The organism is Pseudoalteromonas aquimarina, assembly GCF_049257255.1.
Lineage (GTDB): Bacteria > Pseudomonadota > Gammaproteobacteria > Enterobacterales > Alteromonadaceae > Pseudoalteromonas.
In genome coordinates, this window is sequence record NZ_JBMMUG010000006.1 from 187,443 (window position 1) to 213,394 (window position 25,952).

The 25,952-nt window shown below is 41.1% G+C and carries 23 protein-coding genes; 15 read left to right on the forward strand and 8 right to left on the reverse strand.

Going from position 1 to position 25,952, the window contains the following annotated elements:
- Position 1 precedes the first annotated feature (1 nt).
- From AAEU29_RS16030 to serA, 3 genes are all read left to right on the forward strand, one after another.
- Entirely contained in the window at positions 2 to 583 is a 582-nt protein-coding gene (locus AAEU29_RS16030; RefSeq protein WP_421974248.1) for a 5-formyltetrahydrofolate cyclo-ligase, read from the forward strand.
- 64 nt (positions 584 to 647) lie between these two features.
- Entirely contained in the window at positions 648 to 1,304 is a 657-nt protein-coding gene (rpiA, locus tag AAEU29_RS16035) for a ribose-5-phosphate isomerase RpiA (RefSeq protein WP_274762282.1), read from the forward strand.
- A 15-nt stretch (positions 1,305 to 1,319) separates the two neighbouring features.
- The gene (serA, locus tag AAEU29_RS16040) at positions 1,320 to 2,549 is read left to right on the forward strand and encodes a phosphoglycerate dehydrogenase (protein WP_421974249.1); all 1,230 of its coding nucleotides are present in this window, start codon (positions 1,320 to 1,322) and stop codon (positions 2,547 to 2,549) included.
- 62 nt (positions 2,550 to 2,611) lie between these two features.
- Here serA and radA read toward each other — a convergent pair whose 3' ends face one another.
- On the reverse strand, positions 2,612 to 3,982 hold the full coding sequence (gene radA / locus AAEU29_RS16045) for a DNA repair protein RadA (protein WP_274762280.1): 1,371 nt from the start codon (positions 3,980 to 3,982) through the stop codon (positions 2,612 to 2,614).
- 205 nt (positions 3,983 to 4,187) lie between these two features.
- Between radA and AAEU29_RS16050 the strand changes: the two genes are divergently transcribed.
- Positions 4,188 to 6,716 carry a PilZ domain-containing protein gene (locus AAEU29_RS16050; protein WP_421974250.1) on the forward strand — a complete coding sequence of 843 codons (2,529 nt, stop codon included), beginning with the start codon at positions 4,188 to 4,190 and terminating at the stop codon, positions 6,714 to 6,716.
- A gap of 80 nt (positions 6,717 to 6,796) precedes the next feature.
- Here AAEU29_RS16050 and serB read toward each other — a convergent pair whose 3' ends face one another.
- Positions 6,797 to 7,771, reverse strand: a complete 975-nt coding sequence (gene serB, locus AAEU29_RS16055; RefSeq protein ID WP_421974251.1) for a phosphoserine phosphatase SerB — start codon at positions 7,769 to 7,771, stop codon at positions 6,797 to 6,799.
- Positions 7,772 to 7,854: 83 nt separating this feature from the next.
- Between serB and AAEU29_RS16060 the strand changes: the two genes are divergently transcribed.
- The gene (locus tag AAEU29_RS16060; protein ID WP_421974252.1) at positions 7,855 to 8,472 is read left to right on the forward strand and encodes an AhpA/YtjB family protein; all 618 of its coding nucleotides are present in this window, start codon (positions 7,855 to 7,857) and stop codon (positions 8,470 to 8,472) included.
- On the opposite strand, the gene AAEU29_RS16065 is transcribed toward AAEU29_RS16060, so the two are convergent.
- From AAEU29_RS16065 to prfC, 5 genes are all read right to left on the reverse strand, one after another.
- Positions 8,439 to 9,218, reverse strand: a complete 780-nt coding sequence (locus AAEU29_RS16065; RefSeq protein ID WP_421974253.1) for a TatD family hydrolase — start codon at positions 9,216 to 9,218, stop codon at positions 8,439 to 8,441. The genes AAEU29_RS16060 and AAEU29_RS16065 overlap by 34 nt on opposite strands.
- Before the next feature lies 1 nt (position 9,219).
- On the reverse strand, positions 9,220 to 9,855 hold the full coding sequence (gene pdxH / locus AAEU29_RS16070) for a pyridoxamine 5'-phosphate oxidase (protein ID WP_421974254.1): 636 nt from the start codon (positions 9,853 to 9,855) through the stop codon (positions 9,220 to 9,222).
- 831 nt (positions 9,856 to 10,686) lie between these two features.
- Positions 10,687 to 11,127 carry an energy transducer TonB gene (locus AAEU29_RS16075; RefSeq protein WP_421974255.1) on the reverse strand — a complete coding sequence of 147 codons (441 nt, stop codon included), beginning with the start codon at positions 11,125 to 11,127 and terminating at the stop codon, positions 10,687 to 10,689.
- A 412-nt stretch (positions 11,128 to 11,539) separates the two neighbouring features.
- Positions 11,540 to 13,282, reverse strand: coding sequence for an arginine--tRNA ligase (gene argS, locus AAEU29_RS16080; protein ID WP_421974256.1), 1,743 nt, complete (start codon positions 13,280 to 13,282; stop codon positions 11,540 to 11,542).
- Between the two features lie 280 nt (positions 13,283 to 13,562).
- Entirely contained in the window at positions 13,563 to 15,146 is a 1,584-nt protein-coding gene (gene prfC / locus AAEU29_RS16085; protein ID WP_421974257.1) for a peptide chain release factor 3, read from the reverse strand.
- A gap of 280 nt (positions 15,147 to 15,426) precedes the next feature.
- Here prfC and AAEU29_RS16090 point away from each other — a divergent pair, with 280 nt between their 5' ends.
- The 5 genes from AAEU29_RS16090 to AAEU29_RS16110 are packed head-to-tail and all read left to right on the forward strand — an operon-like array spanning position 15,427 to position 19,435.
- Positions 15,427 to 16,332, forward strand: a complete 906-nt coding sequence (locus AAEU29_RS16090) for an ABC transporter ATP-binding protein (protein WP_421974258.1) — start codon at positions 15,427 to 15,429, stop codon at positions 16,330 to 16,332.
- On the forward strand, positions 16,329 to 17,480 hold the full coding sequence (locus AAEU29_RS16095; protein WP_421974259.1) for an ABC transporter permease: 1,152 nt from the start codon (positions 16,329 to 16,331) through the stop codon (positions 17,478 to 17,480). The genes AAEU29_RS16090 and AAEU29_RS16095 overlap by 4 nt, the downstream gene beginning before the upstream one ends.
- Complete coding sequence (locus AAEU29_RS16100) at positions 17,471 to 17,752, forward strand: phosphopantetheine-binding protein (RefSeq protein WP_274762268.1); 282 nt, start codon at positions 17,471 to 17,473, stop codon at positions 17,750 to 17,752. The genes AAEU29_RS16095 and AAEU29_RS16100 overlap by 10 nt, the downstream gene beginning before the upstream one ends.
- On the forward strand, positions 17,727 to 18,848 hold the full coding sequence (locus AAEU29_RS16105; protein WP_421974260.1) for a beta-ketoacyl synthase N-terminal-like domain-containing protein: 1,122 nt from the start codon (positions 17,727 to 17,729) through the stop codon (positions 18,846 to 18,848). Before AAEU29_RS16100 ends, AAEU29_RS16105 begins: the two co-directional genes overlap by 26 nt.
- Positions 18,845 to 19,435: a hypothetical protein gene (locus tag AAEU29_RS16110; RefSeq protein ID WP_421974261.1), complete on the forward strand. Its 591-nt coding sequence runs from the start codon at positions 18,845 to 18,847 to the stop codon at positions 19,433 to 19,435. Before AAEU29_RS16105 ends, AAEU29_RS16110 begins: the two co-directional genes overlap by 4 nt.
- A 28-nt stretch (positions 19,436 to 19,463) precedes the next feature.
- On the opposite strand, the gene AAEU29_RS16115 is transcribed toward AAEU29_RS16110, so the two are convergent.
- On the reverse strand, positions 19,464 to 19,916 hold the full coding sequence (locus AAEU29_RS16115) for a DUF2141 domain-containing protein (RefSeq protein WP_421974262.1): 453 nt from the start codon (positions 19,914 to 19,916) through the stop codon (positions 19,464 to 19,466).
- 86 nt (positions 19,917 to 20,002) lie between these two features.
- Here AAEU29_RS16115 and AAEU29_RS16120 point away from each other — a divergent pair, with 86 nt between their 5' ends.
- The 5 genes from AAEU29_RS16120 (at position 20,003) to AAEU29_RS16140 (ending at position 25,919) form a co-directional block, all read left to right on the forward strand.
- The gene (locus AAEU29_RS16120; protein WP_421974263.1) at positions 20,003 to 20,917 is read left to right on the forward strand and encodes a flavodoxin family protein; all 915 of its coding nucleotides are present in this window, start codon (positions 20,003 to 20,005) and stop codon (positions 20,915 to 20,917) included.
- Positions 20,918 to 20,923: 6 nt separating this feature from the next.
- A complete protein-coding gene (locus AAEU29_RS16125; RefSeq protein WP_421974264.1) occupies positions 20,924 to 22,072 on the forward strand; it encodes a beta-ketoacyl-ACP synthase III in 1,149 nt (382 codons plus the stop codon).
- Positions 22,073 to 22,074: 2 nt separating this feature from the next.
- The gene (locus tag AAEU29_RS16130) at positions 22,075 to 22,506 is read left to right on the forward strand and encodes a DarG family dialkylresorcinol biosynthesis protein (protein ID WP_421974265.1); all 432 of its coding nucleotides are present in this window, start codon (positions 22,075 to 22,077) and stop codon (positions 22,504 to 22,506) included.
- Positions 22,475 to 23,485, forward strand: coding sequence for a BtrH-related acyltransferase DarH (darH, locus tag AAEU29_RS16135; RefSeq protein ID WP_421974266.1), 1,011 nt, complete (start codon positions 22,475 to 22,477; stop codon positions 23,483 to 23,485). Before AAEU29_RS16130 ends, darH begins: the two co-directional genes overlap by 32 nt.
- Positions 23,486 to 23,648: 163 nt before the next feature.
- Positions 23,649 to 25,919: a TonB-dependent receptor plug domain-containing protein gene (locus tag AAEU29_RS16140; RefSeq protein WP_421974267.1), complete on the forward strand. Its 2,271-nt coding sequence runs from the start codon at positions 23,649 to 23,651 to the stop codon at positions 25,917 to 25,919.
- The last annotated feature ends 33 nt before the right edge of the window (positions 25,920 to 25,952 follow it).

Consider the following 25,952-nt stretch of genomic DNA (forward strand, 5'->3'; position numbering starts at 1 on the left):
CATGGATCGTCAAAATATTCGCAAGTTAATGCGAGAACGTCGTACTGCGCTTTCAGAAAATGAACAACTGGAAGCCGCGAAAAAAATTAAAGTGAACATTTTTCAACACTTAAAAAACCCGAATATCAACCGTGTTGGCATTTATTTATCAAACGACAGCGAAATCGATACTTCCTTGATAATTGAGGAGTTATGGCAAAGAAACATTGCTGTTTACCTGCCTGTACTTCACCCCTTTTGTAGCGGTTACCTACTCTTTCAAAGGTATGAGAAAAATTCACCCATGGCGCCAAATCGCTATGGTATCTTGGAACCCAAGTTAAATTGTAGTCAGGTTTGTCCGGTTGAAGACTTAGATGTGCTATGCACACCACTTGTTGCTTTCGACCTACAAGGTAACCGCCTTGGAATGGGTGGCGGCTATTATGATCGCACCCTCGCAAAATATTACCGCGAGACGCTAAGCAAGCCAGAAATAGTTGGTCTTGCCCATAATTGCCAACAAGTTGACCAGTTACCAATTGAAAGTTGGGATGTACCACTTAAAACCATCGTAACACCAAAAAAGTGTTATTTATGGTAAGCATGTAACAGCCAACTAGGTATAATAACAACTCTATTTCCGTTCAAAAATTAGGCCTTTATCTATGACTCAAGATGAAATGAAAAAAGCAGCTGCATGGGCTGCACTCGAATACGTTGAAAAAGACAGCATTGTTGGTGTTGGTACAGGTTCAACGGTAAACCACTTTATTGATGCACTGGCGACGATGAAAGATGATATCCGCGGTGCCGTTTCGAGTTCAGAAGCGTCAACTGAAAAGTTAAAAGCGCTTGGTATTGAAATTTTCGAACTCAACGATGTTGATAGCTTAAGTGTGTATGTTGATGGCGCAGATGAAATCAACACTCTTAACGAAATGATCAAAGGTGGTGGTGCAGCTTTAACACGTGAAAAAATCGTGGCAGCAGTAGCAAAACAGTTTGTATGTATTGTTGATGAGACAAAGCTTGTCGACGTACTTGGTAAGTTTCCGTTACCTGTTGAAGTGATTCCAATGGCACGCAGCTATGTCGCCAGAGAATTAGTAGAGCTTGGCGGTGATCCTGTTTATCGCGAAGGGGTTGTAACGGATAACGGCAATGTCATTTTAGATGTGCACAATATGCATATCGACAATGCCAAACAGTTTGAAGAAAAAATAAATCAAATTGTTGGTGTAGTAACCAACGGTTTATTTGCCCACCGCGGCGCAAACACAGTGATTGTAGGCACTCCAGAGGGTCCTAAAACACTGAAGTAATTTTTAGGAAAGGTTATGAGCAAGGTATCGTTAGCAAAAGACAAAATTAAAATTTTACTGCTTGAAGGCGTGCACCAAAGTGCCGTTGAAACGCTTAAGCGTAATGGTTACACCAACATTGATTATGTTAAAACGTCCTTGCCAGAGCCAGAACTAATTGAGCGCTTACGCGATGCCCACTTTGTTGGTATTCGCTCGCGCACTCACCTAACAGAAGCAGTACTTGAGCAAGCAGACAAGCTGGTTGCAATCGGCTGCTTTTGTATTGGTACCAACCAAGTATCACTCGATGCTGCACAAAAATTTGGTATTCCAGTTTTTAATGCACCATTTTCAAACACACGTTCAGTAGCTGAGCTAGTTTTAGGTGAAATCCTATTGCTATTACGCGGTATTCCTGAGAAGAACGCAAAAGCGCACCGTGGCGAGTGGGATAAATCAGCCGCAGGTTCATTTGAAGCGCGTGGCAAAACCTTAGGTATTATTGGTTACGGCCATATCGGTACACAGCTCAGCATCATGGCTGAAAACATTGGTATGAAAGTACAATTCTTTGATATTGAAGATAAGCTTGTACTTGGTAACGCAACGCAAGTGGCTAACCTAACCCAATTATTACAAACTTCAGATGTTATCAGTTTGCATGTACCTGAAACTGCGCAAACCAAAAACCTAATTGGCGCTGCAGAATTAGAAATTATGAAGCAAGGCGCGATTTTAATAAACGCATCACGTGGTACCGTAGTGGATATTGATGCACTTGCCAGCAGCCTGCAAGAAAAGCGACTTTCCGGTGCTGCAATCGATGTATTCCCGGTTGAGCCAAAAGGCAATAACGAAGAATTTGTCTCACCACTGCGTGAATTCGACAATGTAATCTTAACGCCGCACATCGGCGGTTCTACACAAGAAGCGCAAGAAAACATTGGTGTTGAAGTTGCTGGTAAGATGGCAAAATACTCAGATAACGGTTCAACTGTTTCAGCGGTTAACTTCCCTGAAGTATCTTTACCTGAGCTTGCAAACCGCAGTCGTTTACTACACATCCACCACAACCGCCCAGGTGTATTAACGCAAATTAACCAAGCGTTTACCCAGCACGGCATTAACATTGCAGCGCAGTACTTACAAACCAATGAAAATATTGGTTACGTGGTAATTGATGTAGAGACAGATCATTCAGAAATTGCACTTAAAGAATTACGCGCCATTGACGGTACTATCCGTGCCCGTATTCTTCACTAACTGCAGTATTAAAACAGCATAAAAAAGCAGCATTACGCTGCTTTTTTTATGCCAAAGCAAATTTAGAAAAGCGCTTCCAGTGCTTGTGACAATGAACTTACACCAATGACTTCCATGCCTTCAATTTGCTCTTTTGGTTTATTGGCTATTGGTACAATGGCGCGTTTAAAACCATGTTTAGCCGCTTCTTTTAAACGTTCTACACCGCTTGGCACAGGGCGAATTTCACCGCCTAAACCCACTTCACCGAAAACCACAAGCTCACGAGCCAATGAGGCATTTTTAAAACTTGATACAAGTGCCGTGATCAAGGCTAAATCGGCACTGGTTTCAGTGACCTTTACACCACCTACTACATTAACAAAGACATCTTGATCAGACACTTGTAGACCGCCATGACGGTGAAGCACCGCCAATAACATCGCCAAACGATTTTGCTCAAGACCAACAGTAACACGCCTTGGATTGCCGAGCTGCGAATAATCCACCAGCGCTTGCACCTCAACTAATAATGGGCGCGTACCTTCCCAAATAACCATTACCAGCGAGCCCGGAGTTTGTTCATCAGAGCGGTTTAAGAAAATAGCCGATGGGTTACTTACTTCTTTTAAGCCTTGTCCCGTCATGGCAAATACGCCCAGCTCATTCACTGCACCAAAGCGGTTTTTATTGCCACGCAACGTTCTAAAGCGGCTATCACTACTGCCTTCAAGTAAAATAGAGCAGTCGATACAGTGTTCTAACACTTTAGGACCGGCAAGAGTGCCATCTTTAGTCACGTGGCCGACCATAATAATCGCCACTTGGTTTTGCTTAGCAAAACGCGTTAAGTAAGCCGCACCTTCGCGCACTTGAGATACACTGCCCGGCGCCGACTGAATATCGGCCATATGCATGACTTGAATAGAGTCAATAACCATAATTTGTGGCTTTTCTCTAAGCGCTAATTGGCAAATTGTTTCGACGTTAGTTTCGGCAAGTGTCTTAAGCTTATCTGTTGGTAAACCAAGGCGTTTTGCACGCATAGCAACTTGCTGTAATGATTCTTCACCAGTGACATACAAGGTATTCATGGTTTGCGCGAGTAAACACATGGTTTGCAGTAATAAAGTACTTTTACCCGCCCCCGGTGAGCCGCCAATCAATATTGCACTGCCAGGGACCACACCACCACCAAGTACACGATCAAACTCGGTAAAGCCAGTGGTAAAACGCGGTAACTGTTCTAAGTTAACTTCATCCAGTGTTTGTACTTTTGCTTCAATGGCACCAGCATAACCTGATGTAGCACCTGCTCGTGGCGTTTGCTTTATCGAAGGTACTCGAAATTCAGTCACCGTATTCCACGATTTACACTCACCACATTGCCCTTGCCAACGCGCGAATTCTGCGCCACACTCACTGCAAACAAACGCTGTTTTATTTTTACCCATAAAAACCGACTCTTATAAGTTTGAACGCAATTGCTGCCAACCACGTATAGATCAACATAAGTTGCTAGGATACTGGTATAGTAATTGCTTTACTTATTTAATGATGCTTAACCGCATTGTGCGACAAGCTAAAATAAAAATTGTCTGGTATCTTAACCTATTCACGCAGGCAGAATAATAAAAAAATAAGGAACGCTTCTTTTTTATGGCTGAAGATGTATTGATAAAGTATCAATCGCTTATCGAAGAACTAAAGCGGGATTTAGGCCGCCCAAATTTCGATGCGGTTTTTGCTAAAAAGACCAAAACATTAAGCAGTTCAGACAGATTCCTCATTAAAATGGAGATGAATCGTCTTCTCCAGCCTATCAATCGCTTTATTGATTTACGTGGCCAAGTTACCGGCGAAGTGCGTGCTTATACCTATAACGGCAAGCAACACTTTATGGATGAAACCGCCATCAATGTATTTGAGGCAGGAATTCGCCGCTATAAGCGATATACCCTTGCCGTTTATGAAGCGGTTATGAATACCGAAAATAATCACAAAGTGATGCAGCGTAAAGCGCAAGAACGCGGTGAGCTTGCACCTCAACCAACCACAGCCAAAACAAAAGAAGAAAAGCCAAGCATTAACTGGGTGTCGTTTGCCTCTTATGAGTCGCGCTCTGAAGAGCGTATGAATTACTCTATTAAAGTAAAACTCTATTTAAGTTCTGGCAGCGAAATAGAAGCGTCGACGTCAGATATTTCTGTCAGCGGCTGTAAAGTAAAACTACATTCGCGTTACCAGCTTGCTAAAGGCGAAACACTCAGAATGCGCTTAGTTGGGTTGGAGCAAGATTTTGAGCTTGGTATTAAAAACGGCCTCGAGTACGAAGTTGTCGCGGTAGAAAAAATCAATGCGGACCACAATTATGTGCGTATGAAGCGTACTTTCAATAACGAAAGTAAAACCATTGATGATTTTCTAAAAAGCTTTATTCATGGCAACAAACGCCGCTACAAAGTTAACCTCGATAACACCCTTGATGCAGTGATCGTTAAAGGTTACGAGCAGTATTACCTGCCGCGCGTTTCGTCATTATTTTTATTTTTAAGCGTTAAAGATGCGCGCGTTAGTCCCTCTTTAGTTCTGACAAATGAAAACAACCTTAATGTGGCGCGCTATTTTAACGACGAAAACCGAAATTCGGTGCTGCCGCAAGTACTTAATCCTGCGCGTATTAATCAGCTAATTAAGTCACCGGGCGATGTAAAGCAACTCAACTTATTTTGTTTTACCCACACCAATAGTGGAAAACTATTTTTTTATTCCGCTAGTGAGCAAGAGCTCAATAACACCCCTAACTTACGCAATTTATTTTGGGGTTTTGCCAGCCAAAAACCTAGTTTTCGTATTTTTAATGTGCAGTTAATGCCGTGCTCAAGTGAAGATAGTTATATACCGCTCTCATTACCCGATAGTGCCAGTAGCGAAATAGCTAAGCTCAACAAACCTCCCTCACCACGAGTGCAAGGTATTGTTAAAGATGCAAAATATTTAGCTCTGATCACAGATATTACGAGTACGTCTTCAACTGAACAATTTAAACAAATTACCTTTGATAAAAGCCATGTAAATCATTTAAAACAGTATGGCCATCAAAAACTGCGCAGCTATCCAAGCCTTGAATTTGTTGCTCTTGATTATATTAATTTACGTAACGAAACCCGTTATTTGTATAAAACGCCAATTCAATTAGAGCAAGAAGAAAAAGGCGACTTAACAGGGCATACCCTTGATTTTTCAATTAATGGCTTACAACTTGAGCTTGCCTCTCCAACCGATTATGAAAAAGGGGATTTGCTGCTGGTAGCATTACCAGAATTGCAAAAGCTCACCAAAAAGTTTCAGCTAAGCAAGTTACCCTATGAAGTGATGGCGGTTAGTAAAACAAAAACCATTGTTAATTTACGTAGCTATAAACCAACGACAGATACAGATCACCAAGGTGTTCGCTTTTTTAATCAGCTCATTGCTAATAATAAATCTAAGCTGGTTGCATCAGAAGAATCACCAAAAACGCCAGGGCTTTCAACCGCACTGCGAAATATGGTGACTAAAAACGTTTGTCAGTTCCCGTTTTATCTACACAAACGTGGCACGCAAATCAAAGTGGGCGCAATTGCTAAAGGGGTTTATCCAAACACCTGTCATTTACTGTTAAGCCATATCGCAGGGCTAAATAAGCCATTTGAGTTTAAACAGCTGATAAAACACGATGATTTTGAAAATATGATTGCACTACCATTAAAAGAAATGGCACGTCATGATGCGCCATTACAATTTGATTTGTATGTGCGTTTACAACCAAAAGAGCGCGATGCGGATAAAGCATTTATCACTGAGCTACTTGATTTCAAAGCACTAAACGACCGTAGTAACTTTGTTAAAGCGAGCGTAGCAGAAGAGCTGTTTTTTGCTTTCCGTTTATATATTTCGCGTACCGGTCGCCCCGACACTGACTATATAGCCAAAGAGCTTAGCTATATCAGCCAATATGCCCAGCATAAAGCTAAAGATTTAGAGGAAGAGCTGTGGTCGGTTATTGGTGTTGGTGACGCGGTGGATATCACCCAAGAAGTATTAACCCGTTATGGCGTTTCTGCTGATGTGCAAGAAAGCCTTAATAAACGCAAGGCGCTTTGGTCAAAAACAGCGCAGTACCAGTTAAGCAATTTGTTTGAGTAGGTTTAACTAATTAGATTTAAAGCGCTGCGATGTTATTCAGCCTGAGTTAGTAAGCCTAATTCAGGCCGAAGTTCACTTACCTATTCAGGCAAAGAAATAAAATACAGCACCTGTAGAAGGCTGCCAAAATTGACTGCCACATCAGCTGTTTCAGCAACAAGCGGCTTGCCATGAACCGCCACACCAAGGCCACTTGCCGCCATCATCACTAAATCATTTGCACCATCGCCCATCGCAATCGTTTGTGAAATAGGCAAATTTAGCTCATTTGCATAGTGAGTTAAAAAACGCGCTTTTTCGTCAGCGTCGACAATCGTACCCAGCACTTTACCTGTAAGCTCTGCGCCGTTGTCTTCTAAGGTATTCGCGTGAATTGCATCTAGCTGCAGAAGTGTTTGTACGCGCTCAGCAAATGGCACAAAACCACCTGATGCAATGGCAAGTTTCCAGCCTTTTTCCTTCAGGTGCTGACACAGTGCCTTAACCCCAGGCATTAATGGCAAGTTATCTTTAAGCTCTGCCATTAACTCAAGCGATACCCCCTCAAGCTTGGCAACACGCTTTCGCAAACTTTCAGAAAACGGTAATGCCCCTTGCATTGCTTGGCGTGTCACACTGGCCACTTCCTCATAGACATTTGCTAAACGGGCTATTTCATCAATACACTCAATTTGAATGGCCGTTGAATCCATATCCATCACAAGCAAGCCTGGTTGATTTATAGAAGGCGCATTTGCAAATACATTAACTTCCACCACTTCACTTGGCGCTAAAAACGCTTTAAGCACCTCTTTTGTGTTTTGTAGCGATGCCTGAACATGCAACGCAAGTGCATTTGGCAACTCTGGATGAGGCGCAACTTTTGCGATTTTAGCAACCGATAAACTCGCAAGAGCCGCTAATAATTCATCGCTTATAGCAAGGTTTGACTGGGTTGTTGAAAGTAACACGTAACAAGTCGCGTTTTCTTGATTATTAAATTCAGCAACTTGATGCCATTGATTGGTGTGAATATGCGAGAAAAATTGCTCAAATTCCGCCATACTTTCAAACATAAGAGACTCTCTTACAGCTAGACTTTGGTGTTGTTGCAATTTAACCAAGAAAACAGCACACTGTCCAAAAGGCATTGAGCAATATGAAAAAAAACCAAGACCGCAATCCGGCTTTCGCCTCCACATATCAGAGAATATCGCGCTTAATGATAGCTGCGATATGCCTTATTGCGCTCACCCATATTGGTTTTAATACTAGCTTTAAAGGCCACCAAATCCTCGATAAACAAAGCAAAACCACTGCGCAAGGGCTTGCTCAGCAACTCGCTTTAGGTGCGCGCTTTGCAATTCAAGAAGAAAACAACAAATCACTTAATCGCTTAGTAAATAATTTTGCCCAAGATGAATTTATTCAAACTGCCGCAGTTTTCGATAAGTACGGTAATTTACTTGCTCAAAGTAACTTTGCAGCGTCGTATCAAGATTTACTAAAAACCCCTAATGCCTTGCCTGGGTTATCAAAATTAGCAACCCCTGTGATAAGTGACGTATTCGTGCAAGGCAAACGCGTTGGTTTTGTTAGGCTCACTTATACTTTTCCAGCAGCAATTCGCGAAGGTCATGACTACCTTCACGAAGTAAGTAAGCAAATTGCCCTTATGTTGATTTTAAGTGTGGTACTTACTTGGGTGTTAGCGCGTAAGATCAAGCGCTGGCAAGTTAAACGTTATATACGCAATACCGAGCAAGAAGAAGCATAAAGCTGCTCGGCAACAAGGTGTCGCGCACTTTGCGTTTCAACACCTTTTAATTCACACAGCATATCAAATACACGAATAATCTGCGTTGGCACATTACGCTGCCCCTGAAAACCATAAAGCGGCATTGATGGCGCATCAGTTTCAAGCACTAAGTGCTCAATTGGCATATTAGCAATTACATCGCGGGTTTTCTCGGCACGTGAATAAGTGATTGTGCCTCCAACACCTAACTTAAACCCTTGCTCAACGTAGTAATTAGCAACCTGAGCTGAACCACTAAACGCATGGATGATGCCACCAAACTTTGGTTTTAGTGTTTTAAATGCTTCAGCAATTAAATCATGACTTTTTCGGTGATGCACCACCAGCGGCAATGACAACTGATTTGCAAGTTCAATATGCTGTAGAAAAAGCTGCTGTTGGTCATCGAGCTTTTCGATACTACGGTCGATACCGCACTCACCTATTGCCACCAATGACTCGCGATGACTTTTGGCAAGCGTTGCAAGGCGTTCGAAATCGCCTTCTTCATACTCATTTAAAAAATACGGGTGCAACCCAAGGGCTTTGTAAAACGTAATGCCCTGGGTATTTTCAAAGGAAAGTAGCTTGTCGCTTTGTGCAAACGTTACGCCCGGCACCAGCATGTGCGACACATTAAAGTGTGCCGCATCTGCTAACACCTTGTCACGGTCATTTTCAAACTCGTCAAAGTCGATATGACAGTGCGTATCAAAAAACGCCATATTATGGATTTAAGCGCTGTTTAGTCCACACGCCACCTTCAAGTTTATACATAAAGCGGTCGTGCAAACGGTTTGCACCGCCTTGCCAAAACTCAATTTGATGCGGCTCAATGCAGTAGCCACCCCAAAATGACGGCAATGGTACTTCGCCTTCACTAAACTTATTTTTAATTTGCTGGAATTTTTCCATCAGCACTTTACGCGATGAAACCGGGCGACTTTGCGCCGATGCCCACGCAGCAAGTTGACTCTCTTTAGGACGTGATAAAAAGTACTTAGTCACCGCCAAATTTGATAATGGCTTTGCCGTACCATAAACAATCACCTGACGCTCCAAGCTGTGCCAAGGAAAATGCAAACTCACCTTGTTATTGCCCGCAATTTCCTGCGCCTTACGCGACTCAGTATTGGTAAAAAAGACAAACCCATTTGGATTTACATCTTTTAATAACACAATACGCTGCGACGGCTGACCATTGCTATCTACCGTTGCCACAACCATGGCTGTTGGGTCATCTAGCTTAGCGTCTACCGCTAATTGCAACCACGATTCAAACTGCTCAATTGGATTGTCTAACAACTTCTCTTCAGACAAACCATCCTTTAAATACTCACGGCGAATATCATCAATTTTCATCATCTTTTCCAAAAGATATTGTATAAGCTTATGGTAAACAGATACGTGTGAAATACCAATAAAGATTGGTTATATAGTTGATTTAAAATAAAGGATTGGGGTTAGATAGTTACCAAAGTGTTCAGCATCTTCATCTCAACAGCAGTGTAGTTTGACAGCATATTTGTCGCGCTGGCGACGACAGCCAAAGGGCGGCATGCGCCGGCCTCCCTTTGGAATCCCTCGGCGCCCCAAAATCAAACTAATTCTTCAAATACAATTTAAAAGTGAACATAAACGCCATGAAGCAACGCGCTAAACATCCTTGTACGCTTTCCAGCTCGAAGTCCTTTTCTCGCGTTCATAGCTAGCCGAACTTCGTTCGTCTCAAGACGCTATTCACCCATGCCTACATGGCTTGCTCGACCGCTTCGCTCCCTGTCTCGCATTATTCATTTAAATTGTATTTTCAGGTTTGATTTAATGGATGACGAAAGACCGAAGCAACGCTTCGCAGCTTGAGGAAGTGAGGCGTGTGGCCTACAAGGACGTAGGGCATTAGAATAATGCAGGAGCGATTATCGAGATGACCGATGGAACCAAACTTCATGGATTAATTATTAACTCAAGTCTATAAATTGTTAGTTATTCTAAAATAACCAATTACCGTAACTGTGGGATACAACGTACTGCACAATTAACGACTCAAATCCATTAATTTAGCGACCTAGCCTATTTATGAATTTTCGCTGCTATTGAAGACAGTAAAAAACAAAGCTTTGCTTCTAATAAAACATAATAATCAAGAAGCCAATGCCATTACTGTCATCGGCTTTGACTTACTATTTGATGTTATGAAGCACTGCAATTATATTGTGATTGTTTAAGACAAATTGCTTCAGCCTCTTCAACTGACTCACCGCCTAAACAATAATCAAGGCGAATTAACTTTTCTTCAGCGACAGCGTTACCATTTTGAGCCTGCACCCAATTCCATTTTCTAATGATTTTCTTACTTGGTTTATATATTACTTTTTCAGGAACGCTTTGAATAAGTTCGACAGAGTCTGTTTTACCTTGCTCATTAACAACCACCTTAAAAATCCCACAACCCGCGATGCCTTTTTTCGCTAATGATATCGGATATTTTGGCGTTACTTGTTTTTCCCTAATCCAGTTTGCTTTTTCTTGCGTAGGCTCCAAGTGTGTCAATTTAACATCAGCAAAAAGTGTTTTTGCATTTAAAGTAAAACACTGTACAGACAACATAATGAGTAAAATCGCTTTTTTCACACTTATTCCTTGCTTATTTAGCTTCCTTTGAATGAACTTATAAATTACACACTTTTATTAAGCTTTTCAATAAACTAAGCATAGTTGTATTGAAGCCCATAATAACACCTAGCAAGAAAGCAAGAAAGCAAGAAAGCAAGAAAGCAAGAAAGCAAGAAAGCAAGAAAGCAAGAAAGCAAGAAAGCAAGAAAGCAAGAAACTCATAAAATCTTATTTAGAGAGAAGATTCAAGCAGCTAAGCATACTTTAATATGTGATTCGGAAATTATTGAAGAAGAAAATTGATGCCATTTGCAAACTAGTTCGCATTTAAACAAGAAAGGTTTTTAATCTAGCCCCATGAGCATAGCCTGCTATGTGATTGGGGTAGATTAAAAACCTGACGCAGTATTAATGCGAAGTAGGAAGCAAATTACATTTGCTCCATTACTTCGATGCCTAGCAGATCCAAACCTTTTGCCAATGTCTTCGCCACTAAATTACACAGCATTAAGCGGCTTTCTTTAGTTGCTGTCTCTACACCCTCTTTTAGTACCGGACATGCTTCGTAGAAGCTCATATATAGGCTTGCTAGTTCATATAAGTAGCTACATAGAACGTGCGGCGTCGCGTCACCAATCATTTGATCTAGCACTTCTTCAAACTGGATTAGTTTGATTGCTAGCGCCTTTTCTTGCGCTTCAACAATTGAAATTGGTGCATTTAAGCTTGCAGCATCAATACCTGCTTTACGGAAGATACTGCGCACACGCGTGTATGCATACTGTAAGTAAGGCGCTGTTGCACCTTCAAAGCTCAGCATGGTATCCCAGTTGAAGATATAATCGCTGGTACGGTTCTTCGAAAGATCCGCGTATTTCACAGCACCAATACCTACTTTACGAGCGATTTCAGCGCGTTCTTCTGCGCTTAGGTCTGATTCACGTTCTGCTAGTTTGTCAGTTGCGCGACTTACTGCTTCTTCTAATAGTTCAGCTAGTTTAACTGTGCCACCAGTGCGGGTTTTAAATGGTTTACCATCTTCACCCATCATAGTGCCGAATGGGCAGAACTCATACGTGGTTTCATCACGTAACAGGCCTGCTTTACGTGCAGTTAATTCAACTTGATTGAAGTGTAAGCTTTGACGCGCATCTACAAAGATTAAAATACGATCTGCGCCTAGTTTGTTAGAACGGTAATCACACGCTGCTAAGTCGGTAGTTGCATATAGGAAGCCGCCACCTGATTTTTGCACGATAAATACAGATGGTTCACCGTCTTTATTTGCAAGCTCATCAAGGAATACTACTTGTGCACCTTGGTCTTCAACGGCAATGCCTTTTTCTTTAAGTAATGCAATCACACCTTGCAGCGCATCGTTATAAGCACTTTCAGCTTTAATATCTTCAGGCTTAAGCGTAACGTTTAGCTTTGCGTACACTTCTTCAGAGTGTTTTACTGACGTATCAATAAATAGTTTCCACAGCTTTTCACAGTGTGCATCGCCACCTTGTAGTTTAACTACGTAGTCACGTGCTTTATCAGCAAAACCGTCTTCATCGTCAAAACGTTTTTTCGCATCGCGGTAGAAAGTTTCTAAATCAGCTAAAGCTACTGATTCAAGATCAACACCTTGGTTAAGTAAGTCTTCTAAGTGCGCAATCAACATACCAAATTGCGTACCCCAGTCACCTACGTGGTTTTGACGTGTAACTTTGTCGCCGCGAAACTCAAGTGCACGTACTACCGCATCACCAATAATGGTTGAGCGTAAATGACCAACGTGCATTTCTTTTGCAAGGTTTGGTGATGAGTAATCTACTACCACGTTTTGTGCGCTAGCGTGCTCAGCTACACCTAGTTTTTCATCTTGGTTTGCAGATACAAGCGTTTCGGCTAAAAACTCTGGCTTTAAGTGAATATTAATAAAACCTGGGCCGGCAATTTCAGTGTGAGAAGCAATATCGCTCACGTCTAGATTGTCGATAATTTTTTGCGCTAGCTCACGTGGGTTAACACCTAGCTTTTTAGCCGCACCCATAGCACCATTAATTTGGTAATCACCAAACTGCGGGCGGGTACTTTGCGTTACCGCTGGATTGGTATCTTCTGGCAAGCCTGCTGCAACAAGTGCTGCAACGGCCTTTTCTACTAATATCTGACGAATATTCATTCTCTATTTCCTGTTACACACCGCTTAGGAGTAATCTCAACCAAGCCATGTCATTTTTATTCGTTTTAAAACTGATAACTACACACATCAGGTTATCAATGTAACTTAACTTTTTTACTAAATAAATGCTTCTAAAGCCAAGTACTTAACCTTTCCATCGGTAATTTATCAATTGTTGTAACGCAGCCGCCGAAGTTTTGGGCGTTAGGAGTTTAGTCCGCTAAATGACTAATGCCAAAACTGACGGCAATAAAGTTACAACACTTTGATAATAAGCCGATTAGTGTTCACGCGTCTGATGGAACACTACTTCCGGATAACGCTCTTGCGACAAGTTTAAGTTAACACGTGTTGGCGCGATGTACGTTAGGTTATCACCACCATCGAGTGCTAAGTTTACTTCGCACTTACGGCGGAATTCTTCTAACTTTTTCGCATCATCACAGGTTACCCAGCGCGCTGTTGCAACACTTACACCTTCGTACATGGCGTCTACGTTGTATTCCGCTTTTAAGCGCGCTACAACTACATCAAACTGAAGCACACCTACCGCACCTACGATTAAGTCGTTATTTTGCAGCGGTCTAAATACCTGTACTGCACCTTCTTCCGAAAGCTGGATAAGGCCCTTAAGTAGCTGTTTTTGCTTAAGCGGGTCGCGTAAGCGAATACGACGGAATAATTCTGGCGCAAAGTTTGGAATACCACTGAACTTAAGCTTTTCACCTTGCGTGAAGGTATCACCAATTTGAATTGTACCGTGGTTGTGAAGACCAATAATATCCCCTGCGTATGCTTCAGCTGCGCGCTCACGGTCGCCAGCCATAAAGGTTACCGCATCAGAAATGCTGACCTTTTTACCAATACGCACATGGTCCATCTTCATACCTTGCTCATATTTGCCCGATACAATACGCATAAAGGCAATACGGTCACGGTGTTTCGGATCCATGTTTGCTTGAATTTTAAATACAAAGCCTGAGAACTTTTCTTCTTCAGCAGTAACAACGCGATCATCTGTTTGACGCGGCAGTGGTGATGGTGCCCACTCGGTTAAACCGTCAAGCATATGGTCAACACCAAAATTACCAAGTGCAGTACCAAAGAATACCGGCGTTAATTCACCTGCAAGGAAAAGCTCTTTATCAAATTCGTGCGATGCACCCACAACAAGCTCAAGCTCTTCACGCAGTAACTCTGCTAACTCTTCGCCAACTGCTGCATCAAGCTCAGGGTTGTCTAACCCTTTAACAATACGTACTTCTTGAATTGTATGGCCTTGACCTGTTTGATATAAAATTGTTTCATCGCGGTGAAGATGGTAAACACCTTTAAACTCTTTACCACAACCAATTGGCCATGTGATTGGTGCACAGGCAATGTTAAGTTCGCTTTCAACTTCGTCCATTACTTCCATTGGGTCACGGATATCACGGTCAAGTTTGTTCATAAAGGTAACAATTGGCGTATCGCGCAGGCGCGTAACTTCCATTAGCTTACGGGTACGGTCTTCTACACCTTTCGCGGCATCAATTACCATTAGGCACGAGTCAACCGCGGTAAGTGTACGGTAAGTATCTTCCGAGAAGTCTTCGTGTCCTGGGGTATCAAGTAGGTTTACCAAACAGTTATTGTACGGGAATTGCATTACAGACGTAGTAACCGAGATACCACGCTCTTTTTCCATTTCCATCCAGTCTGATTTAGCATGTTGATTCGAACCACGACCTTTTACTGTACCTGCTTTTTGCAGAGCTTGTCCGAAAAGAAGTACCTTTTCGGTAATGGTTGTTTTACCCGCATCCGGGTGGGAGATAATCGCAAAGGTGCGACGTTTGCCAACTTCAGTTGAAATACTGGACATGAATACCCGCCAATCGCTTAAAATTCAAGGTTAAAAATGGGGCGAAATTATACCTGTTTACCCACTTAGAGTGCAATTAAAGCGTAGCCAATATGTGTGTTTTTTCGCTGAAATTAGGTTTTTAATTTTATATCCAACTTAAAGCCATAAAATTTCAATTAAATTCCTCTGAAAAAATTACCGTGTTGAATTTTATTGCCCGTGTTAGAATCATTTTTGGTACGCATATTATTGGTTTAATTAATTTTTGCACCAAAACATAATCGCCAGGGAGGTTTAGGTGACAAGCAAAGACGTGTTAATACAGCTCGCAAATTTACGCTTTCGATATCAAAGCAATGACTTTGATACATTGCATAACATCTCGCTGACCATCTCTGCTGGTGAATGTATTGGCTTAATTGGACCAAATGGTGCCGGCAAATCAACGCTTATTTCGTTAATTACTGGGTTACTGCAACCTTCTGCGGGTTCACTTTTTTACCAACAAAGCGAAGCTCAACAAGCCTTTATTAAACAGTACTTAGCCCTTGTACCGCAGGAATACGCGTTTTATGAAAAGCTTACCGTTATGCAAAACCTTCATTTCTTTGCTAGTTTACTGACAAATATTGATGAAAAATCAATTCTTGAAGAAGCACTCATTAAATGCCAATTAGACGCTGTTGCTACAAAAAAAGCACAGCATTTATCAGGTGGTTATAAACGCCGCTTAAATTTAGCGATTGCACTGCTTAAACATCCTAAAGTACTCATTCTTGATGAACCAACGGTGGGTATCGATCCCATTTCCCGCGAGTTAATTTTGACTTTATTGGCAGATTTAAAGCAGCAAGGTACCACCATTATTTATACCTCACACTTATTGTCAGAGGTGGAGCAAATCTGCGATCGCATATATGGTTTAAAGCGCGGCGAATTAATCAATATTAATGCCATTGGTGATAATGCACCGCTGCAAATCAGTTTTGCTGAAACTATCAGCAATAGCACCTTTTCTGAAATTTCTGCGCTTATCCCAAATGTAGTTAAAACAGGTGACAGTCAATTAACCATTGAACGATGCAAAGAGCCGCTATTTATACTGGCGCAACTTAATCAACTTTCGCTGCCAACCATCTGCGAGATAAATTTCTCAACGCTGCATTTAGAAAACTATTACAAAGAGTTATTTACAGAACAATGATTAAAGCCAGCATCACCAAAGAATTTAGGCTGATTTTTAGCGACTTACATAGTTTAGCTGTGCTTTTTTTAATGCCTATCAGCTTTATGTTGATAATGACATTTGCGCTCAGTAACAAAGCGCAAGACATCACGCAATCGGTCACTATCAATATTAGCAGCAATAGCACAAATCAAGCCGAAGCCTTACTTAACGTGTATTTAGATAATGCCGGGTTTAAGCTTAATGAAGCAACTAAGCCTGATGTCAGCTTGATTTTATCAGCGCAATTTGAACAAGCCCTGTTTCAAGATGAGCCTGAAAAAGTGGTGTTGTTTAGTAAAAAAAATTCGCTTTCTCCCCAAATTGCAAGCTTGGTAGAGCAGCACCTACAAATTGCGCTAGCCAAAGTGAAACTGCATTTGTACTTACTTGATACTGGACAAATATCAGAGTCACAGCCACTTAGCGAACAAATAGCTAGCGTGACATCACAAACAGATCAACTCAAGTTAGTTGAGTTTAGTCATCAAGTGAGTTATCAAGCCGTGCAACACAGCATTCCCTCATGGCTTGTGTTTGGCGTGTTTTTTATTGTGTTACCTATTTCAATCACGCTTATCAGTGAAACACACAACGGCACTTTAATCCGAGTAACGACTTTTCCTATTTCAAATAAGCACTATTTTGCGGCCAAATTACTCGCTTTTTATCTAGTAAGCCTAGCGCAAGGTTTAGTGTTACTGGTTATTGGTTTTTGCTTTATTCCGCTCCTTGTTGATGTGCCAAGCGTCAGTATCGGACATTTAATTTATGCTCTGCCCTTTTTAGCTATTACCTGTGCCAGCGCAGTGACATTTGGTGCGCTTATCGCAAGCCAAATTCAAACTCACGAACAAGCTATTGTGGTAGGTGGTGGCACCAATATTTTACTTGCAGCAATAAGCGGCTTAATGGTGCCACTAGACATTATGCCTAAGGCCATGCAATCTATTGCGCAGCTTTCGCCGATGCATTACGCATCAACCGGACTTAAGAATTTATTTATCTCTCACTCAGAGTTACTCACATTTAATACTAGCCTGCCTTTGATTGTGTTTTCAGTGGTTTGCGGCGTGTTTGCATTGTGGTTATTTGAGTTAAAAGTTAGGAAGTTAAAATGGAAATAGAAGAATTAAAAAACAAACTAAAACAACTTATTGTTGAAGAATGTGACAAGGAAGACGAGATAGAATGGCACGAAATTGAAGACGATGCGCCACTTTTTGGTAATGACTCTAAAGTGGGTTTAGACTCGCTTGATGCACTGCAACTTGCGCTTATTATCAAACAGCACTTTGGCATTCGTGTCGAAAGCTCAAAAGAAAGCCGTAAAGATCTGCATTCAATCAATAGCATTGTTGCTTTAATTCAACGTGAAAAAAGTAAAGAACTTGCCTAGTTACATCATTGCAGCTGATTCGTGGTCGGCATGTGGCCGCGGTGATGCTATCACCTTTTCAACGTCACAGTATCAAACCGTATTAACGGCTGAACAAATAAGTGTGCCGTTTTTTGCGATGCAAGATTTAGCGGTAGATACCGATGAAGCTCGTATTTTTGAAGCGCTTCATACGGTTGTTGCAAGTGCCATAGCAAAGGCCGAGCTTACGCCATCGCAACTAGCAAATACAGCGGTTGTGCTTGGCTCAACGAGCTTAGATGTTAGCAGCGTAAAGGCAAAACCTGAGCAAACTATTTGGCTTACCGACACCGACAGGTTAAGTGGTTATTTAAAAGCACAATTTGCCACCTCAGATCTGCACTTAACCATAAATACGGCATGTACCGCAGGTACAAACGCGGTTATTTTAGCCGACCAGCTGTTAACGCATAACAGAGCTGAATTTGTTATTGTGGTTGGTTGTGAGTTTTATAACCCACTCACCGTCGAAGGTTTTTATTCACTTGATTTACAAAGTGCAAACGGCCTCAAAACCTTTAGTGAAGCGCGCTCAGGTTTAGTGCTTGGCGAAGGTGTAGCTGCGCTGGTTATGGCTAAAACCGCCAGTAAACAGAAACAAATGAAAGTACTTGGTTATGGCACAGGTTGTGATCATTACAGCTTAACCATGACACAAGAGTCGGGTGAGCATATAAACACAATTATTGATCAGGCGCTCAACAAGGCACAGTTAAACGCTGAAAACATTGACCTGATAAAAGTGCACGGTACCGCCACATTAAATAACGACCAAGCAGAGCTTAACGCATTTAACCAAGGCTTAACCCACGCTCCTATTTTTGCTTTTAAGCCTTTTACAGGTCATACCTTGGGGGCATGTGGCGTTTTAGAATTAGCATTAATGGATCATTTACTAAAAACACAAAGCGTTATTCCACTGCCAGATTATGTGCATAAAGAGACGGTTTTAAAACCATTTAGCCAAGATAAAACGCTAAGTGATTATCAGCATATTTTGTTAAACCACTGTGGTTTTGGTGGTAATAATGCCGCCATTATTGTTGAGGTCAATAATTGTGGAGGTCAATTATGACCATTAAAATTATCGACTACGCAGTAATCACTGAGCCTCGTGAAAAAACCAATAAGCAACTTCGCCAAGAGCTAAAAAGTGAATTTGGCATTAGTGGCCGCCGCTTAGATAATTTTACGTTAACTGCGATGAAAGCCTTGGCAAACGTACAAACCAGTTTAAAACCAGAGTGTAAATATTCATTATTCAGTGCCGCACAGTATTTTTCTTTGGAATTATTGCAAAGTTTATTACTCGACTTAGCCAAAGATATAGCACTAAAACCACTCGACTTTGTTGCCACTGTTGGTAATGCAGCTAACTACTATTTAGCGAAAGAATTTAAATTACATGGCAGCAATTTATTTTTGGGCTGTAGCGAGCAAAAACTGGCTAAAACCTTACTCACTGCTGAGCTTGATTTACTCGAAAAGAATTCAGATGCTGCGGTATTATTACTCTGGCATGAAACTGAAACAACTCGCCGCTGCGATTGTTTAATCATTGAGTTAACAGATGAAGCGCACGCTTCAGCATTGATAACTGATATTAACGAGTTAACAGAGTTAATAGCTAAAGGCGTAAAACCACCCTTTAATTATCGCTAATGTGCAGACAAACCCTATAAAAGTAATTTTATTTACGTTTGTCTTTAACTAAACGAATATCACTTTGCTGGTTGTTTGTTAGCTGAAAACTGGTTTTATTAATGGCTGGTTTGCCACGAAAAAGCATTGGGTTATTTGAAAAACCTACCGCTTCTTTAGGAATGCCTGCACGTGAGAGGTCGAGCGTTTGATTGGCGTTTTCATCGACATATAAACGCACTGCGTACCATGCGTTCGGTAATTGCGTAAATTCAACACTGATATTTTGACCATTTATAGGCAAATGTTTTTCAGCAAGTGCGCTAAGTTTACTCCAATCTTTAAGCTCGTTTGCAAATGGCGTTTCTGATTGGAAAAGTTGAACATGTAAGGTACCTATTGCAGCAACTTCATTTTCAATATTCAGTGACAAAGTGTTGGCCATTGCAGCGGAATTAAACCAGCCGGCTAATAAAAAAGCAGTACACTTTAACACTCTCATACAAATCATCGCTCAAATAAGATTCACTTAAATATTAATGTTTTATATAATAACTTCTTTTTAATGGAATAAATACTGTCTTAACAATGCGCAAAGTTCTTACTGTTAACTTCTCTCAAACTGGACAACTCTCGAGCATTTTGCAATCAGTTGTTGGGCCTATCAAGGAAAATAAAGACATTACTGTTGACCACTTGGTGATCAAACCTAAAGTAAACTTTCCTTTTCCTTGGCCGTTTGGTCAGTTCTTTCGTGTATTTCCTGAAACTGTCGCAATGGACCCGATTGAGTTAGAACCCTTTACCACTCAGTTTGAACAGTACGACTTAATCATTCTTAGCTACCAAGTGTGGTTTTTAACGCCCTCGCTGCCTATTTCATCATTTATGCAACTGCCACAAACCAAAAAGCTATTTAACAACACTCCTGTTGTTACTGTAATTGGCTGCCGTGGTATGTGGTTATCAGCACAAGAAAAAATGAAGAAATTATTAGCGGATGCCAATGCAAAACTGGTTGATAACGTTGTACTGAGTGATGACTGTGGCGCGGCGTTTAGCTTTTTAGCAACACCGCTATGGATGATGACAGGTAAGAAAAAACCGCTTAGCTGGGTACCTGCTGCTGGGGTATCTGAAAGTGACATTACAAATGCTCGACGTTTTGGCGTAGCGATAAATCAACGTTTAATGTATGACGAAAGCGCTATTACAAGCCCAATGTTAAGTGGTTTAAACGCTGTTAAGATAAATGAAAAATTAATTGCAAGTGAAAGAGTTGGCAATCACAGCTTTTCTATTTGGTCGAAAATTTTAAAAAAATTTGGCTCTCAGCAAAGTATTGGTCGCGCCATCGGTTTAAGTATCTATGTGGTGTTTTTAGTTACACTTATTCTTACCGTTGTACCTATCACTGCAATTATCAAAAAGCTAATAGCGCCTTTAACTCGCAATAAAATTGCAAAACAAAAAGCCTATTTCGCTGAACCCTCAGGAGAGTAGTATCATATGGGAAGCCCTGTTTATATTACAGCGATGGCTGATGCTTTACCGAATAAGCCAGTCTCAAATAAAGAAATGGAAAATCTGCTCGGAATGGCTGGTAACAGACCTTCAAGAGCACGCGCAGTGATTTTGCGCAGTAATAAAATTAAGCAACGATATTACGCGATTGACCCAGAAACAAACGAATTTACACATACCAATGCCGCCCTTGCAGCTGAAGCAGTACGCGGACTTTTTCAACATGAAGATGAGCTTAAGCAAATTCAAAGTTTAATTGCCAGCACCAGCCAAGCGGATCAAACTCTGCCTAATCATGGCGTAATGGTACACGGAGAGCTTAACAATCCTCCTTGTGAAGTTGTTTCAACTTCGGGTATTTGTTTGTGTGGTGTAACTGCGCTTAAATATGCTTACCTCAATATAAAGGCACAAGAAGTCGAAAACAGTGTGGTCGTTGCCAGTGAAATTGCCTCTAGCATGATGACGGCTAAAAACTTTGAACAAGAGTGCCAACACAAAGTAGACACCCTAGAGCAAAACCCTGAAGTAGCCTTTGAAAAAGACTTTTTACGTTGGATGCTATCTGATGGTGCAGGCGCAGCATTTTTACAAAATAAACCTGTTGCGGGGCAGCTAAACCTACGCATTGATTGGATTGATATTATTTCATATGCCAATGAATTAGAAACCTGCATGTATGCAGGTGCGGTGAAAAATGACGATGGAAAGCTCACCAGTTGGACGCGCTTTTCAGCGGAAGAAGTTGCACAGCAATCAATGATGACTGTAAAGCAAGATGTGCGTTTACTCAATGACAATATCGTTAAATATACCGTTGAAGATGCCCTTAGCCGCATTATTCAAAAACGTAAACTGATTGCCAGCGATTACGCGTTATTTGTACCGCACTACTCATCAGGTTATTTCCGTGAGCGCTTATATGCTGGGCTTGAAAATATTGACTTCGCTATCCCTTATGAAAAATGGTACACCAACCTAACAGAGCGCGGTAATACCGGTTCTGCATCAATATTTATTATGCTGTCAGAACTCTTGCGTTCGGATAAATTAGTCAAAGGGCAACAACTGCTTTGCTACATTCCTGAAAGCGGTCGTTTTTCCAGTGGCTTTATGCAATTAACGGTTGAATAGCGGTGAAAAAAGAGCACGTCCCACAGGACAATTCGAAAATTTACCAAGGCCAGTCAAAACTGGTTTATGCAGTTGATGAAAGTGGGCACTACGCAGGCGTAAAATCATCAGGTTGGGAAATTGAATCGTTCGCTACGCAATATGCTGTGGACGACTTAAATGAACAAGCTGTAAGTGCACTTTTGGATGCACAGCAAGATAAAGTTTCTCCTTTGAAATACCATATGCTGTGCGCAAGACACGACGTGTTATCGTTATCGCAAGTGACGGGCTTGTTCCAATGGCGCATTAAACGCCACTTTAAACCCAAAGTGTTTAACACACTTTCAGCTAACATTCTCTCACGCTATTGCGAAGCACTTGCTATTAGCGAACAGCAATTAAAGGATTTACCAGAGCATCATGATGCCAGTTTTAAACAACCTAGTGCATAAGCAATCGTCACATTGTGAAAGCGGTGTAGTGTCGAACATGTTGTCGACGAATGGCCTTACTATTTCAGAGCCTATGGCATTTGGTATTGCATCCGCAATGAGCTTTGCCTATTTACCTTTTGTAAAAGTTGCTGGTATGCCGTTAATTGCGTATCGCATGCCGCCAAAAACGATCATTAACACGGTCAGTAAAAAACTGGGTATTAAGTTACACCGTGAAAAGTTTTCGAGCGCCGAAAAAGGCATGAAAAAACTAGATGAGGTTTTAGCCGAGGGAAAAGTTGTCGGCCTACAAACGTCTGTGTACTGGTTGCCTTATTTTCCTGATGAAATGCGTTTTCATTTTAATGCTCACAATTTAATGGTGTACGGCATTGATGAACACAATAATTACCAAATCAGCGATCCGGTGTTTGAAAATACCGTAACCTGTCCTAAACGCGATTTGGAAAAAGCCCGTTTTAGTAAGGGCGCGCTTGCACCAAAAGGGTTAATGTATTGGGTTGATAATGTACCCAGTGAAGTCGATTTAACACCACATATTTACTCTGGCATTAAAAAAACAGCAAAAATGATGGCTGGTTTGCCTGTACCCGGCATTAACTTGTTTGGTACCCAAGGCATGGAAAAGCTTGCAAAAGATATTGAGCGATTAGATCGAAAACCGAAAAAATATCGCCATTTATTTCTAGCACATATTGTGCGCATGCAAGAAGAAATTGGCACCGGTGGTGCGGGCTTTCGCTTTATGTTTGCCAGCTTTTTAGATGAGGCTGCAGCCTATACAAACAACCAAGCAATGTTTGAAGCGTCACAAATGGCGACAGATATTGGCGATAATTGGCGTAACTTAGCCTCACTTGCAGTAAACCATTGCCGCAGCAAAACACCTGTGCCACTGAGTGATATTGCAGCGCAATTACGTGATTGTGCAAAGCAAGAAACAGCGCTTAGAACTCGCCTACTGGCAATTAAATAACCGCTTAATTGCTCTCAAATTTTGACCTATGTGCTTGGTTGTTTACAACCTATCACATAGGCTTTTCGCATAAATACCTATTGCAATTAAACTGTGCTATGGTTGAGCTATAAATCTAATAAATGTCGAACCAAATTTCGCAATTATGGCTAGCCGAATTAATTTGCTTACGTCTGCAATCCTGTTATCAGTTTCTGCACCTGCAGCATTTGCTTCAAATGCTGATTATGATCTTGATGCCTTACAAGCGCTTAGCTTAAAAGATTTACTAAATGTACAAGTGCAAACTGCTAGCCTTAAACATCAGTCTTTATTAGATGCCCCTGCCAATATAAAAATCGTCACTGCTGAGCAAATAAAACAACGTGGCTATCAAAACTTAATTGATATTTTACGCGACGTACCGGGGTTTGATTTTGCCAATCACCAAGATGCGGCTGGGGAATACACCAGTCATAGTATCAACCGCGGTATTGGTGGTACTCCTGGTAATGTTCAATTACTAATTATGATTGATGGCATTGTGCAAAATCACATTGCCTTTAATTGGTCTCAACCTTGGGGAAATCAGCAAATTTTAGCTGATATTGAGCGTATTGAAATAGTGCAAGGCCCTGGCTCTGCAAGCTATGGTGCCAATGCTTATTCTGGTGTAATCCACTTTATTACCAAAAAAGCGCAGCAATCATCTGGACAACGCTTAAGCGTGCTTGCAGGTGAACATGGTGAGCGTTCAATGCAGTTTATGCTTAACCAAAATATCTCTGAATTTAGCTTACAATTAGCTGGGCGTTATTTCACCCGTGATGGTGACTCTGGTTTAGAAAGTTATGATCCAGCTGGTTATTTTACCAATCACCTATACCCTAATTATTTAACGCAGCAGTATGTTAACGGTAATTATATTGCTGATGGTTTAAACCCACTGGCGGGGCAATATCAACAGGCTGGATTTAATAACCAAAGTGATGATTCTGCACTAAGAGGTAAGCTCGTATGGCAAAACCCTGCAAGGCATAACGCGGGGATTAGTCATTTTGAAATCGGTTTTAATAGTTGGGAACAGGAACAAGGACTTGCGAGTTATGTTACTGGATTTGAATACCAAACACGCGATGCTTCCTACAAAAAACACCACAGTGCACAACATTATTATATTGATTTAGACTATCAGTTTTCACATCAGCTCGAACTTTCTAGCCGCCTATGGCAAAGAGAAAATAAACAAGAGCCCGATACCGGCTTTAAGTACAGCTATCGCTTTGTTGATTTAGTTAAAAGTTATCATAGCCTGAGCAAACAAAGAGCGTTTGAACAACAGCTTAATATTTCAAAATGGCACGATATTGACTGGCAACTCGGTTACCGTTTAATGCGCTCAGAAAAAATGGGGCAAATAGTCTCACTGGGTGATTATCAAATTGGTAAACAAGCTTCAACCTCATCAGATTGGTTGCTAGCAGAAGCAGGACTTGGTCTTGGTAATTATACCGAATCCCCAGTTGAGCAAATAGACGAAGAAGCGCTTTACGCTGAGGCACAAGGCTATATTACCGATAAACTTAACTACACCCTTGGTTTTAGATACGACCGAAGCGATGCATTTGGCACAACCACTAATCCTCGTGCAGCAATTAACTTTAATGCCAGTCAAAACCTTGTATTTAAACTACTTTATGGCGAAGCGTTTCGTGAACCAAGCGTATTTGAGTTAAATGACGAATTTCGCGGTAATGCAAATTTAAAACCAGAACAAATAAAAACGACCGAGTTAGTTAGTCATTACTTTTATGAACAATCAAAGCATCAATTAGATTTTAAAACTGCATTATTTTATAGCCAAGAAGATAACCGTATCACCCTTGATGTGCATGATGCTGATGCTAGTTTCCGCTTTGCAACAGCAAGCACAGTAAGCTATGAAAATGCAAAAAACAGTGATTATTGGGGCGTCACATTAGATACCAGCTATAGCTATAATCAATTGGTATCAGCTTATTTTAATTATCATTATTCAGATGGTGATCAGGATTTAGCTGCAAATGCACTTAACCACACGACAGATCATAAAATTAACTGGGGAATTAACTACCGTTTAATGCCGCATTTAACCATTGATTTTAGAGCAAATCATTTGTTCGGCCGTAACGCCCCTCTTAGCAATGCCTATTTTTCAAATAATGTGGAAAACCTTTCACTTTATAATTTAGTACTTTCTGCGCCTAATTTAAGCTTTTCTGGTGTAACGCTTACTCCACAACTTATTGTTAAAAACCTCTTTGATAAACAGTATGTGTTAGTTGGCAGACAAGACGGTGCAAGTGATGTAAACGCATATGATATTAACAATAATGCAGACCCAAATGGCTTTACACCTGCATATCATCCGCAACTTGGTCGTACACTTGCATTTCAGTTGTTAGTTAGTTTTTAAAAGAAAATAAAGAGTTAGCAGTTAGCAGTTAGC